Source organism: Rhizobium sp. GN54, from assembly GCF_021026345.1.
Taxonomy (GTDB): domain Bacteria; phylum Pseudomonadota; class Alphaproteobacteria; order Rhizobiales; family Rhizobiaceae; genus Mycoplana.
This window is the reverse complement of the sequence record NZ_JAJNCZ010000004.1, coordinates 18,282-31,645: the sequence shown is the minus strand read 5'-3', so window position 1 is coordinate 31,645 and position 13,364 is coordinate 18,282. Positions and strand designations below refer to the sequence as shown.

General features: G+C 65.3%; 13 protein-coding genes. 4 read left to right on the top strand and 9 right to left on the bottom strand.

What is annotated here, in order from left to right:
* Positions 1 to 17: 17 nt before the first annotated feature.
* The 4 genes from LQK81_RS12215 to LQK81_RS12200 all read right to left on the bottom strand — a co-directional run bounded on the left by LQK81_RS12215 (position 18) and on the right by LQK81_RS12200 (position 4,460).
* On the bottom strand, positions 18 to 755 hold the full coding sequence (locus LQK81_RS12215; protein WP_230806582.1) for an ATP-binding cassette domain-containing protein: 738 nt from the start codon (positions 753 to 755) through the stop codon (positions 18 to 20).
* On the bottom strand, positions 755 to 1,774 hold the full coding sequence (locus LQK81_RS12210) for an ABC transporter permease (protein ID WP_230806581.1): 1,020 nt from the start codon (positions 1,772 to 1,774) through the stop codon (positions 755 to 757). Before LQK81_RS12210 ends, LQK81_RS12215 begins: the two co-directional genes overlap by 1 nt.
* Before the next feature lie 69 nt (positions 1,775 to 1,843).
* Complete coding sequence (locus tag LQK81_RS12205) at positions 1,844 to 2,794, bottom strand: sugar ABC transporter substrate-binding protein (RefSeq protein ID WP_230806580.1); 951 nt, start codon at positions 2,792 to 2,794, stop codon at positions 1,844 to 1,846.
* Between the two features lie 145 nt (positions 2,795 to 2,939).
* Entirely contained in the window at positions 2,940 to 4,460 is a 1,521-nt protein-coding gene (locus LQK81_RS12200) for an aldehyde dehydrogenase family protein (RefSeq protein WP_230806579.1), read from the bottom strand.
* A gap of 124 nt (positions 4,461 to 4,584) precedes the next feature.
* Between LQK81_RS12200 and LQK81_RS12195 the strand changes: the two genes are divergently transcribed.
* The 3 genes from LQK81_RS12195 (at position 4,585) to LQK81_RS12185 (ending at position 8,167) form a co-directional block, all read left to right on the top strand.
* Positions 4,585 to 5,286, top strand: a complete 702-nt coding sequence (locus LQK81_RS12195; RefSeq protein WP_230806578.1) for a GntR family transcriptional regulator — start codon at positions 4,585 to 4,587, stop codon at positions 5,284 to 5,286.
* 200 nt (positions 5,287 to 5,486) lie between these two features.
* Positions 5,487 to 6,707: a mannonate dehydratase gene (gene uxuA / locus LQK81_RS12190; protein WP_230806577.1), complete on the top strand. Its 1,221-nt coding sequence runs from the start codon at positions 5,487 to 5,489 to the stop codon at positions 6,705 to 6,707.
* A gap of 23 nt (positions 6,708 to 6,730) precedes the next feature.
* Positions 6,731 to 8,167, top strand: coding sequence for a mannitol dehydrogenase family protein (locus LQK81_RS12185; protein ID WP_230806576.1), 1,437 nt, complete (start codon positions 6,731 to 6,733; stop codon positions 8,165 to 8,167).
* Positions 8,168 to 8,206: 39 nt separating this feature from the next.
* Here LQK81_RS12185 and LQK81_RS12180 read toward each other — a convergent pair whose 3' ends face one another.
* From LQK81_RS12180 to LQK81_RS12160, 5 genes are read right to left on the bottom strand one after another with little or no spacing between them, the layout of a single operon-like run.
* On the bottom strand, positions 8,207 to 8,929 hold the full coding sequence (locus tag LQK81_RS12180; RefSeq protein WP_230806575.1) for a GntR family transcriptional regulator: 723 nt from the start codon (positions 8,927 to 8,929) through the stop codon (positions 8,207 to 8,209).
* Between the two features lie 5 nt (positions 8,930 to 8,934).
* The gene (locus tag LQK81_RS12175; protein ID WP_230806574.1) at positions 8,935 to 9,717 is read right to left on the bottom strand and encodes an amino acid ABC transporter ATP-binding protein; all 783 of its coding nucleotides are present in this window, start codon (positions 9,715 to 9,717) and stop codon (positions 8,935 to 8,937) included.
* Positions 9,714 to 10,373, bottom strand: coding sequence for an amino acid ABC transporter permease (locus LQK81_RS12170; RefSeq protein WP_230806573.1), 660 nt, complete (start codon positions 10,371 to 10,373; stop codon positions 9,714 to 9,716). Before LQK81_RS12170 ends, LQK81_RS12175 begins: the two co-directional genes overlap by 4 nt.
* Positions 10,370 to 11,035: an amino acid ABC transporter permease gene (locus LQK81_RS12165; RefSeq protein ID WP_230806572.1), complete on the bottom strand. Its 666-nt coding sequence runs from the start codon at positions 11,033 to 11,035 to the stop codon at positions 10,370 to 10,372. Before LQK81_RS12165 ends, LQK81_RS12170 begins: the two co-directional genes overlap by 4 nt.
* Before the next feature lie 57 nt (positions 11,036 to 11,092).
* Entirely contained in the window at positions 11,093 to 11,929 is an 837-nt protein-coding gene (locus LQK81_RS12160; protein ID WP_230806571.1) for a substrate-binding periplasmic protein, read from the bottom strand.
* A gap of 447 nt (positions 11,930 to 12,376) precedes the next feature.
* Here LQK81_RS12160 and LQK81_RS12155 point away from each other — a divergent pair, with 447 nt between their 5' ends.
* A complete protein-coding gene (locus tag LQK81_RS12155) occupies positions 12,377 to 13,351 on the top strand; it encodes an AAA family ATPase (RefSeq protein WP_230806570.1) in 975 nt (324 codons plus the stop codon).
* The last annotated feature ends 13 nt before the right edge of the window (positions 13,352 to 13,364 follow it).

The window sequence follows — 13,364 nt, the reverse complement described above, 5'->3', positions numbered from 1 at the left end:
TGTCTTCAGGAGTGGCGTCAGGTCAGCACGACATATTCGGTCAGCTGGCTGATCGTGGTGTCGGCCTTCTGCACGTCGAACACCTTGGTGCCGTGGCTCATGATCACGAATCGGTCGCACACCTGGTAGGCGTGGTAGAGGTTGTGGGTGACGAGCACGCTGGACACGTTCTCGCCCTTGAGCTTCAGGACCTGGTTCAGGAGCGCCTCGGTTTCGCGCACCGAGAGCGCGGAGGTCGGCTCGTCGAGAAGCAGCACGCGCTTCTTGAAATAGACCGCGCGGGCGATGGCGACGGCCTGCTTCTGGCCGCCCGAGAGGTTGCCGACGAGGGTATCCGGGCTGTCGATGCCCGAGATATGGACGGCGTTCTGCAGCACCTCCATGGCGATCTCGCGCATTTCCCGCTGCCGCAGGAAGCCGAAGCGGTCCGTCAGTTCGCGTCCCATGAAGATGTTGCGGGTGATGGACAGGGAATCCACCAGTGCGGTGTGCTGGTAGATCGTCTCGATGCCGGCCTCGGCGGAATCCGACCGGCAGGTGAAGGTGGTCTTACGCCCGTCGACGCTCAGATGGCCGCTCGTGGGCTTGTGAATGCCGGAGATCAGGTTGACCGTGGTCGACTTGCCGGCGCCGTTGTCGCCGAGCAGGCCCACCACTTCGCCTTCCTCGACGTGGAAGCTGAGATTTCTCAGCGCCGTCAGCGCGCCGAAGCTTTTCGAGATGTTGTGCAGTTCGAGGAGATTGGCCCTGGACATCACGCAAGCCCCCGCCGCTCGATGAGATGGTTGAAGATGGCGGCCAGCACGATCAGCGTCGCGATGAACATGTCGAGATAGAAGCCCGGCGCACGCAACAGCAGGAGCACGTCGGTAATGGTGTGGATCAGCAGCACGCCGAGGAAGATGCCGATGATCGAGCCGCGCCCGCCCCGAAGCGACAGGCCGCCGATGACGCAGGCGGCGATCGCCTGGAGCTCGAGGCCCGCCCCCTGCCCCGGCTGCACGCTGCCGACCCGGGCGGTCGCGAGAATGCCCGCCATCGCTGCCATGCCGCCGGCGATGGCGAAGGCGACAAGCTTGACCCGGCCCGTATTGATGCCGATCGCCTCGGCCGCGGCGCGGTTGCCGCCGGTGGCGAAGACGTGGTTGCCGAAACGGTGACGATGCAGCAGGAAATGAAAGCCGACGACGAAGAGGATGATCCAGATGAAGGCGGCGTTGATGCCGAACAGGCTGCCGGCGAACAGGCTGGAGAAGGCGGGCTCCGGATCGAAGCGCACTTGGACCGCGCCGTTATAGAGCAGCACCGCGCCGCGCCAGAACAACAGGCCGCCCAGGGTGACGATGAAGGACGGCAGGCCGAAGCGCAGGGTGATCTGCCCGTTCAGCATGCCGATCATCAGGCCGGCCAGGATGCCGAGGGGGGCTGCGATGAAGGCGCTCAGCCCGGCCTCGACGAGCGAGGCCATCAGGATGGCGGTGAAGGTGTAGACGGAACCGATGGACAGGTCGAATTCGCCGGCGATCATCAGGACACCTGCGCCGAGCGCAAGGCATCCGAGCACCGGGATGGCCTTCATCAGGATCGTCAGGTTCTGCGGCGAGAGATACCGGAATTCGTCCGGATAGAGCAGCGCGCCGACGATGCAGACGATCTGCAGGCTGGCGAAGACGAGAAAGATCGCCCCCGCCGGCATGGCGACGATCTGCCCGAGGAACGATTGTCTCCGGGTCCGCGAACGTGGCGCGGCACTTTCTGCGAGAATGGGTGTCACGGTCTGGCACTCGATCGTTTGAGAACGGGGAGCCGGCCGGACTGGCGGACGGCCCCCCTTCGAAGGTGGCTAGCGGAAGCTGCCGATCAGCGGCTTCACCGAACCGATGCGCGACTTGTCGAGGAAGGCGCCCTGCCCGGTGTCGACATCGGTCGGGGTCAGCCCGTATTTCTTCGCAAGCGCGATCTGGGCGATCGGGTAGTAGCCCTGCAGGTAGGGCTGCTGGTCCATGGTCGCGAACATCGCCCCGGACTCGACCGCATTGACGATCTCGACGGCGAGGTCGAATCCGCCGAAGGGAATGTCGACGCCGGCGTCCTTGATGGCGTTGGCGCCGACGGTCGAGGTGACCGAGCCGGTCCCGAACAGGGCCTTGACGCCCGGATTGGCGACCAGGAACTGGGCGATGATATTCTGGGCTTCCGCCGGGTCGAGCCCGGCCCGCACCGTTTCCACCTTGATGCCGTTCTCGGTCATGGCCTTCTCGATGCCGCCGCCGCGGGCGACCGCGAAGCTCGCCTCGGGGATCTCGCGCGGATTGAACACCACGTCGCCTTCCTTCAGGCCGAATTCCTTGATCATGCGGTTGCCGAGTTCATAGCCCGAGGCGAACTCGTCCATACCGACATAGGCCTGGCGGCAGTTGCCCTTGGCACCTTCCAGATCGTCATTGTTGAAACCGATGACGATGATGCCGGCCTCGACCGCAGAGCAGATGCTCTGGTCGAAGGCGTCCGAACTGGAGATGGCGACGGCGATGCCGTCAACGCCGGCGGCGGTCGCGCTCTCGATCAGATCGTTCTGCCGGACCGGATCGTTGTTGGCGTACTGCACGTCGAGATCGACGCCGAACTGGGCGGCGGCGTCTTGTGCACCCTTCACCACCGGATTAAAGAACTGGACACTCGGATCGAGGTAGATGATCATCGTGGCCTTGACGTCCGCGGCCAGCGCCGTGGATGCCAGCATGACGGTAAGGCCCGCGGCGAGCGCCGCGGTTCTCAACCTGGTCAGTTTCATTTGCGTATCCTCCCTTTGGATGTGCAATGCAGGGTCGCAAGACCCAAGTCTCGGCTGGCGGGCTCCGACCAAAGATCACGCCAGCCGAGATTTTCCTCCCGGACCTCCGCCTTCCTCCAAAGGCGGACATCCTGAACTTTCGCTGTCAGGCGGTTCCGAACCAGGGCGCAGGGCGCCCGAGGGTCACGTGGATTCCCTTGAACTGCGAGTATTCGTCGAAGCCGTAGCGGCCGAGTTCGCGGCCGAGGCCGCTCTTCTTGTAGCCGCCGATCGGCAGTTCCGGCGTGCCGTCGATAACGCTGTTGACCCAGCAGCGGCCGGCGCGGATGCGGCGGATGCTCTGCAGCGCGTTTTCGAGATTGGTGGACCAGACGCAGGCGGACAGGCCGAACTCCGAAGCATTTGCGAGCGCCACCGCCTCGTCCGCAGTCCTGAAGGTCAGCGTCGACAAGACCGGCCCGAAGATCTCCTCCCTGGCGATCGCCATGTCCGGGGTCACGCCGGCAAACACCGTCGGCGCGTAGTACAGCCCGGTATCGCGACCGACCCGCTCGCCGCCGAGCAGCAGCCGCGCGCCCGCCTCCAGCCCCGCCTCCACATAGGAATGCACCTTTTCGGTATGGGCCTCGGAAATCATCGCACCGATCTTCGTGCGCTCGTTCAGCGGATCGCCGAAGGTGACCTTTCTGGAGATCTCCAGCACGCGCTCCATCAGCGCATCGCGGATGCCCTCCTCGACCAGCAGCCGGCTGCCGGAAATGCAGCACTGGCCGGCATTGTGATAGACCCCGTAGGCAATGCCGTCCGCCGCCGCGTCGAGATCGGCATCGGCGAAGACGATCTGCGGCCCCTTGCCGCCGAGTTCCAGGCCGACGCGCTTGACGGTGCGGGCCGCGATCTCGCCGAGCCTGGTGCCGACGCGGACGGAACCGGTGAAGGCCACCATGTCGGTGCCGGGATCCTCCGCCAGCACCTGGCCGGCTGGATCGCCGTAGCCGGTGACGACGTTGAAGACGCCATCGGGGATACCCGCCTCGCGCGCCAGTTCCGCCATGCGGATCGAGGTGCCGGAGGTGAATTCCGAGGGCTTCAGCACGACCGTGCAGCCGGCGCCGATCGCCCACGGCACGCGCTCCGAGGCGATGATGAAGGGAAAGTTCCAAGGCGTTATGATGCCGACGACGCCGACCGGCTCGCGCAGGACGAGACCGATCCTGTCGTCGCCGATATTGTTGTGGCTCTGGCCCTCCAGCGCACGGGCCTGTCCCGCCGCATAGGCCCAGAGATCGGCGCAGAATCCGATCTCGCCGCGGGCCTGCGCGATCGGCTTGCCGACCTCGAGGCTCTCGATCAGGGCCAGTTCGTCCTGCCGTTCGAGGATGAGATCGGCGACCTTGAACATCAGGCGGGAGCGCTCGGCGCCCGACATGCGCGGCCACGGGCCGGTGTCGAAGGCACGGCGGGCCGCGGCGATCGCCTTCCTCACATCATCGGCGGAAGCATCCGGCCATGTGCCGACGACCACGCCGGCGTGACCGGGGCTGACGCGGTCGATCGTCTTGCCCGATGCCGCATCGACGGACTTGCCATCGACAAGCATCTGATAGCGCGCTTTAGTATTGAGCCGCGGATCACGGGTATCGGGTGCAATGAAATTCGTCAGCAATATCTCTCCCAGGCCGGGCGCAATGCGCCGACCCCTCCTCGTTCGTCCGGTCTTCGAGGGACCGGATTTATGTTGCACTTGAGTTGTATGGTACTGTATGGTGGTTTGAAATGGATGTCAACGCATGGCGGCAGCGAAAGATATGAACCTCGAATCCCTGAAGATGGAAACCGGCGGGACGGCAGCCGCGCAGGTGGAGCGCGACCTGCGCGAGATGATCATCCGGCTCGAGCTCGCCCCGGGCACCCGCCTCTCCGAGCAGGAGATCGCGACACGGATGGGCGTCTCGCGCCAGCCGGTGCGAGAGGCGCTGATCGCGCTCGGCAAGTCCAGGCTGGTCGAGATCCGCCCGAACCGGGGAACGGTCGTGGTCCGCATCTCGGCGCGGCACATGATGGAAGCCCGCTTCGTGCGCGAGGCGCTCGAGGTCGCAGTCGCGCGCCGGGCCAGCGAGAATTTCGATGCATGGACGCGGCGTCGGATCGACACGATCCTTGCCCGGCAGAAACTGGCGATGGAAGCCGACGACCACAATGCCTTCCGCCGCGAGGACGAGCAGTTCCACATTGCGATCGCCGCGGGCGCCGGCTGCAGCCTCGCCTGGAACGCCGTCGCCGACATCAAGGCGCACATGGACCGGGTCTGCAATCTTCAGCTACGCCACCCGGATTCGATGATGCGGCTGATCGGGGAGCACGAGGCCATCATCGCCGCCATCGATGCGAAGGATGGCGACGGATCGGCCCGCGCCATGCGAAGCCACCTGAACGGCATTCTGGCCGACCTGCCGCAGATAGAGGCGGACAATCCGGATCTGTTCGAATAGACGAGATCGGTCGCACCTCCCCCTCCTGAGCACGCACGATCAGGCGGTCGGCGAGCCATTCCTGCAATGCGCGCTGATCGCTGGCGTGTCGTCGCCGCGCCTTGCTGCCGGACGGAGGTCCAGGGATACGCCAACACTTGCATACTAGTCTACTAAGTGTTAGCTCTGGCATGTTTCAAGCGGCCTAAAAGGGGAATGATATGCGCCAGACGTGGCGGTGGTTTGGTCCGAAGGACCTCGTCTCGATCGACGACATGCTGCAGGCGGGCGTCGAGGGGGTCGTCTCCGCGCTCCACCACGTGCCCACCGGTTCGGCCTGGGCACCCGGGGAGATCGCCGAGCGCCAGCGCGTCATCGGATCGATGACGGACGGGGCGCCCTCGGGCCTTGCCTGGGAAGTGGTGGAAAGCCTTCCCGTATCGGAGGACATCAAGAAGCAGAAAGGCAACTGGAAGGCGCATATCGCCGCCTGGAAGGAAAGCATGACGAACCTCTCCCGCGCCGGGGTCGAGGTCATCTGCTACAATTTCATGCCGGTCCTCGACTGGACGCGGACCGATCTCGCCTATCGCCTGCCGTCGGGCGCCACCTGCATGCGTTTCGACGTGGTCGATTTCGCCGCCTTCGACATCCATATCCTGGCCCGGCCCGGCGCTGCGGAGAGTTTCCCCGATTTCGTCGTGGCAGAGGCAGCGCAGCGTTTCGCCGACATGGACGACGACCGCCGTCGTGAGCTTGCCGGCAATGTCGTCTTCGGCCTGCCGGGCGCGGCCGAATCCTTCACGCTTGAGGACGTGCGGGCCCACCTTGCGGAATACGATTCCATCAGCGCGGAAAGCCTTCGCACGCATCTGGTCGACTTCCTTTCCGAAGTCGCGCCGCTCGCGCAGGAACTCGGCGTGCGGCTCTGCTGCCATCCGGACGATCCGCCGTTCCCGCTCCTCGGCCTGCCGCGCGTCATGTCGACCGAGGCGGATTATCGCCGCGTCATGGAGGCGGTCGACCTGCCGGCAAATGGGATCACGCTTTGTACCGGTTCGCTCGGCACGCGCCGTGACAACGACCTGCCCGGCATGATGAAGCGGCTGGGCAGCCGCGTGCACTTCCTGCACCTACGCAATGTCCACCTCGAAACCCCGCATTTCGGCGGATCGTTCTATGAGGCCGGCCATCTGGAAGGCGGTACGGACATGGTGGCGATGATCGACGCGATCCTCGCCGAGGAGCGCGCGCGCAAGGCCGCAGGCCGGGCCGACTGGCAGATTCCGATGCGTCCCGACCACGGGCAGGACATCCTCGACGACCTGAAGCGGAAGGCGCAACCCGGCTACCCGGCCATCGGGCGCCTGAAAGGGCTGGCCGAACTTCGCGGAATCATGACCGCCCTCGACCATCCGCTCGTGCACGGTGCGGGCAAGTGAGGCTCTCGGCGGCAGCGAGGCCCATGCCGGACCATCCGGCGCACTGGCCCGGCTATCGGCCCGAAGACACGGGAACGGGCATCGTCCATCTCGGGCTCGGCGCCTTCGCGCGCGCCCACATCGCCGCCTATACCGACGGTGCGATCGCGGCTGACGGCGGCGACTGGCGGATCATCGGGGTATCGCTCCGCGGCGCGGACGTGGCGAATGTGCTGAACCCGCAGGACGGCCGCTACACGCTGATCGAACGGGGGGAGAAGCCACAGGCGCGCGTCATCGCATCGATTGCAGGCGTCATCGCCGGAAACGGCCTGAGTGACCGCGTGCTCACAGCCATCTCCGACCCCGGCTGCCGCATCGTCAGCACCACCGTGACCGAGAAGGGCTACGGCCTCCTGCGGAGCGGCGGATGCGATATCGGCCATCCGGCCGTTGCCGCCGATCTGCTGAATCCGTCGTCCCCCCGGGGCGTGCTGGGCCTGATCGCCCAGGGCCTTGCCCTGCGCTTTGCCAACGGTCTTGCTCCGTTCGCCGTGCTGTGTTGCGACAATCTGCCGGAGAACGGCCCGCTGCTGCGGGCAGCGGTGGTCGATTTCGCCCGCCGCGCGCACGGTCCCGCCCTTGCCGACCGGATCGCGGCCGAGGTGTCGTTTCCGGCGACGATGGTCGACCGCATCACCCCCGCGTCGACCGCGCGAACGCTTGCGGATGCCGAAGCGCTGACCGGCTACAAGGACCGGGCGGCCGTCGAGACGGAACCCTTCAGCCAATGGGTGATCGAGGACGATTTCCCGTCCGGCCGCCCGTCTTGGGAAAAGGCCGGCGCGCTTTTCGTGCCGGATGTCGCCCCCTATGAGAAGATGAAGCTGCGGATGCTGAACGGCAGCCATTCGATGCTGGCCTATGCGGGCTTTCTGAGCGGCAAGACCTATGTCTGCGACGTGATGGCGGATGCCGCACTGAACAGCCTCGTCCGCCGCCACATGACGGCCGCGCGGGCGACCTTGCCGACGGTCGCCATGGACCTCGACGCCTATGCCGCATCGCTTTGCGCGCGCTTTGCCAATCCGGCCATCGCCCACGAGACCCGGCAGATCGCCATGGACGGCACGCAGAAGCTGCCGCAGCGCATATTCGCGCCCGCCCTCGAAATGCTCGCGCACGGCGGAGATGTCGCTCCTTTCGCCTTCGCCACCGCCGGCTGGATGCGCTACGCGCTCGGCCGCGACGACGGGGGGAGTTCCTATCCGTTGAACGATCCGCGCGAGGCGGAACTGCAGGCAGCCCTCGCGGGCAGCGGGACGGAAAGCCCCGCGGCCGTCTTTTCCGCACTGGCGGCGATGCCCGATCTTCTGCCCGAGGCGCTCGCCGAAGGGACATTCGCGGATGAGACGATCCGGCGGCTGGAGCGGATGCTTTCGCTCGGCATGGAAAAGGCGATCGCCGCGGAAGCCGAATGACGTTTCCCCTCACCGTGCGGGGACGGGGGAAGACCGGCGTCAGATGTCGTTGACGATGAGATCCGGATAGCGGGCGGAAAGCTGTTCCGTCACCTTCAGCACCTCCGAAAGATGGTCGCGGACCGCCTTCTCCGCAGCGTCCGGATCCCGGGCGCGGACGGTTGCGATCATCCGCTCGTGCTGGGCAATCAGGACGGCGACAGGCGTCACGTTCGGAAGGCTGAGGAAGCGCAACCGGTCGAACTGTGCCTTCTCGCGTTCAAGCACGGACCAGATGTCGCCCACGGCGATCGCCTCGGCGAAGGCCCGGTGGAAGGCGTCGTCTGCATCGGTAAAGAGGATGGAATCTTCGCGGGCCTCATGCTGGCGCGTCATGATGGCATCGAGTTTCGCCGGCACCTCGGCAGACAGGCCGTCCGTCGCAGCCCTGCGGAACACGGCGACCTCGATGGCCTCGCGTACGAAGCGCGCGCGCCGCACGGCACGCAGCGAAATCGGGGTTATCAGCGTGCCGCGTTGCGGCCAGGCCTTGACCAGTCCTTCGTCCACGAGCCGCAGGAGCGCCTCGCGAACCGGCGTGCGGCTCGTATGAAAGCGACGCGCCAGCTCGTTCTCGGAAACCTTGACGCCGGGCATCAGCCCCAGGGTGATGATCTCGTTGCGAATGATACCGTGTATGTCGTCGACGCTCGCCGGCATCCCGGCGACCTCGCCTGCGATCCTGCCAGGTTGGCCCTGTGCCAATCGGTCCTGTGCCGGCATCCCGCTCATCCGTCCCAACCGAGATGGCTGAGGAAGTCGCGGGTACGGGTGGTCTTCGGGGCGTCGAAGATCTGCTCCGGCGGCCCCTGCTCCACGATCTGCCCGTTCGCGAAGACGACCACGTGGTCGGCGACCCGCCGGGCAAAGGTCATCTCGTGCGTCACCACCACCATCGTCATGCCGTCATCCGCCAGCCGCTTCATCACGTTCAGCACCTCGCCGATCGTTTCCGGGTCGAGCGCCGAAGTCGGCTCATCAAAGAGCATGACTTCGGGCTCCATGGCAAGGGCACGGGCAATGGCGACACGCTGCTGCTGGCCGCCCGAAAGGTTGGCGGGATAGTTGCCCGCCTTGTCGGAAAGGCCGACCTTGGCGAGCAGTGCTTCGGCCCGCGTCCGCGCCTGTTCTTCGCTGAGGCCGAGCACCGTCATCGGACCCATCATGATGTTGCCGAGAGCCGTCTTGTGCGGGAACAGTTCGAAGTTCTGGAACACCATGCCCATGCGCTGTCGGATGAGCCGGGTCTTGCGCGGATCCTTCGACAGCGGCATGCCGTCGAAATAGACTTCGCCCGAAGTCATGGTCTCAAGGCCGTTGGTGCAGCGCAAAAGCGTGGATTTTCCCGATCCGGACGGGCCGATCAGACAGACGACCTGGCCACGGCGGACCTCGAGATTGACCCCGGCGAGCGCGACGAACTCGCCATATTGCTTGCGGACGTCGCGGTATTCGATCACGACCTCCGGAAGCGCAAAGCCCTGCGGGAGTTTGACAAGCGTGTCAGTCATTCGGTGACCCCGTATTTGCGGTGGATCCAGTCCACGATCTTGGCCTGCGGATAACCGAGCAGCCAGTAGATGGCAGCCATCGCGGTGAGCATTTCGATGACCCGGAAGGACTGCGAGCGGATCTGCAGCGCGGTATGCGCCAGGTCCCCGACGGCAATCACGGAAACCAGCGAGGTGTCCTTGAAGAGCGTGACCCAGGTGGTCGCCAGGATCGGCAGCACCCGGCGCCAGGCCTGCGGCAGGACGATCTTGCGGAAGGCCTCGCCCTCGCTCATGCCGAGCGCCAGCCCCGCTTCCGTCTGGCCCTTGCGGATCGAGCGGATGCCCGAGCGGAAGGTCTCCGAATTATAGGCGGTATTGTTGAGGACGAGCGCCACCAGACCGGTGAGGAACGGCGAGAAGCCGACGCCGGTAAGGATGGGCAGTACGTAGAAGGCCCAGTAGACGACGAGGATGATGGGAACGTTCCGCATCAGTTCGACATAGGCCGTCGCTAGCGCGGAGACTGGCTTCAGCCGGGAATCCCGCAAGAGCGCGACGACGATCCCGAGGGGAACGGCGAGCACCATCGTCAGGACGGTCAATCCGATGGTGACGAGCGCGCCCTGCCAGAGGGCCCCCATGCTTTGCCAGATGATGGACCAATCGAATGTCATGACCGCCCCAGGAAGGAAATGCGGCGATAGATCATGTCAATGCCTCGGGTGAGCGGGAAGATGACGATGAAATAGAGGATCATCACCGTGGTGAAGACCTCGACCGGCGCATAGGTCTGGCCGGCCACCGCATCGGCCCGGCGCATGAGCTCCGGCACGGCGATGACGGTCGCAATAGCCGTGTCCTTCACTGCAAGCGACAGCAGCGAACCGAAGGCCGGCAGCATTCTGACGACCGCCTGCGGCAGGACGATCTTGCGGAGGATCTGCGCGCGGGTCATGCCGAGCGCCATGCCTGCGCGCACCTGGCCGGGGCGGACCGACTGGATGCCGGCCCGCACGACCTCGGCCACATAGGCGGCAAGGTGGGCGGAAAGCGACAGAAGTGCTGACCAGAAGGGCGGAAGGTTGAGACCCGTCGCGATCGGCAGGGCGAAATAGACCCAGACGAGTACCACCAGGACCGGGATGGCCCGCATCGAGTCGATATAGAACACGATGACGGCACTCAGCCAGCGCGGCCCGTAGAGCCGCCCGAGAGCGAGCAGCGTGCCGGAAAACAGGCTGAGCACGGTCACGCCGGCGGCAAGCAGGAGCGTGACCCCGAGCCCGCTGAGAAGAAACCGCCAGCTGTCCAGCACGGCGGAAAGGTTCAGTTCCATGATCTTTCTCCGAAAGGAGCGCGGCCGGCGGGATCACCGGCCGCAATCCGCCGTCGCCTACATCTTGGCGACTTCGGCTTCCTCTTGCGCCTGCAGTTCGGGGAGCATCTTCTCGGCGACCGCGCGCAGCCATTCGACATATTCCGGCTGGTTCTTGTCGACGGCCAGGCCGATCTCGTTGACCGCCTCGGTGCTGTCCTGGCAGCTGTTTTCGCGCGGCAGGGCCTCGAGGCCCTTCACCTTGCGCGCCAGCGCGACGTAGGGGATGCGGTTGATCGGCGCGACGTCGGCGCGGCCGGCCATGATCTCCTCCACCGGAGCGGCCGTGCCGGCGCTGGTCACGCCGCGCAGGGTGGCCTTCGGGAAGCGCTCCTTCACCCAGTTCTCTTCGCCGCCCCCCGTGAAGTAGGCGATGGTGACGTCGGGGCTGTCAAAATCGTCAACCGACTTGGCGTTGGCGACCTTTGGGTTGGAAGCCTTGCCGAAGACGCAGAGCGAGGTGCGCGAATAGGTGACGAAGTCCACGACTTCCATGCGCTTCTTCGTCATCGACAGCGGCGAGATCGTCATGTCGACCTGGTTGGCCGCCAGGACCGGCACCTTGGTCTCGTGGGAGACGGCCACGGGAACGAGCGTCACGCCCAGCTTTTCCGCATAGGCGACCGCAAGGGTCCATGCCGGGCCGCGCCAGGGCTCGCCTGCGCCGGTCGTGTCTTCCACGAGCCATGGCGGGTTGGCCAGCACGCCGACGCGCAACTGGCCCGCCGACTTGATCGCATCGATGCGCGCGCTTGCGCCGGCGGCGGGAACCTCCTGCGCAAAGGCCGCGGATGCCGAGAACGCCAGGCCGGCGGCGACGCCAACGGCGATGCAAAGCTTGCTGAACTGTACCATATTCCTCTCCCTATGCGGCCTGTCGGATCCTCCCCAGGCGTCAGATGTTTTCTAGTATACAAGATAAAATGCAAAGGCAAGCCACGCGGGAAAGATTCCATCGCGGTCATCCCTGCCTGCCGCAGCATGCTGCCGTTACAAGGCGGCTGACCAGGTCGATGCCGTTGACGAAGCGGCCGCCTGTTCCGCTGCCCGTGACCTCATCGTGGCTGCAGCGCATCTTGTGGAGCTCAAGCAAGCTCATCAGTTTGAGAAACCGCGTACGTTCCGCCAGTCCGCCCCGCGCCCATCGGCAGCGCCGTTTGTTCAGCTATCGACGCCCGCCACCCTTGCCCGTCAACTTTTACGCGATATCTTGAACCTGGCCTGCTGAAAGGCAGGAGGCACAGCAGTGGCATCCCGGAATCGAGTACACCTGAACTGACGACGCGCAGGAGAGGGAATCCAATGGGCAGTCGCGACGACATCGAGGCGCTCGGCAAGCGCATGGGCCGGTCGATCATCGGCCAGGAGGCCATGATCGAACGCCTGCTGCTCGGGCTTCTGGCCAATGGCCATCTGCTCGTCGAGGGCTTGCCGGGGCTGGCCAAGACACGGGCGATCAAGAGCCTGGCGAAGAACCTCGACGCGACCCTCTCGCGCATCCAGTTCACCCCGGACCTGCTGCCCTCCGACATTACCGGGTCCGAGGTCTATTTCAGCGAGGCGGGCAAGGGCGAATTCCAGTTCCAGCAGGGGCCCGTCTTCGCAAACCTCATTCTGGCCGACGAGATCAACCGGGCGCCGGCGAAGGTGCAATCCGCGCTTCTGGAAGCCATGGAGGAACGGCAAGTGACGGTCGGCGGCAAGAGCCATGGGTTGCCGGAACTCTTTCTTGTCATGGCGACGCAGAACCCGATCGAGCAGGAAGGCACCTATCCGCTGCCGGAAGCCCAGCTCGACCGCTTCCTGATGCACATCCGCGTCGACTATCCGGATGCCAAGTCGGAAGCGGCGATCATGGAACTGGTGCGATCGGAGGAAAAGGAAGCCCACGGCAAGGCCGGGGACGATCCCGAGAAGCTGGCCGCGGACGTCGTGCTCGCATCGCGCCGCGAAATCTCCGACATCACCGTTTCCAAGGCGGTGGAGGACTATATCGTCGCTCTCGTCATGGCGACACGCTATCCCGACAAGATCGATGCCGATCTTGCGAAATGGATCCAGGTCGGCGTCAGCCCGCGCGGCGTGATCGGGCTGGACAAGGTTTCGCGTTCCTATGCGTGGCTGCACGGGCGCGACTACGTGACCCCGGACGATGTCCAGGCCATTGTCCACGACGTCTTCCGCCACAGGCTCGTGCTCTCCTACGAGGCCCATGCCGGCGGGATCGTCGCAGACCAGGCGGTCGATCGCATCGTCGAGAAGGTCGCGACGGCCTGACCAGGAGGAACTT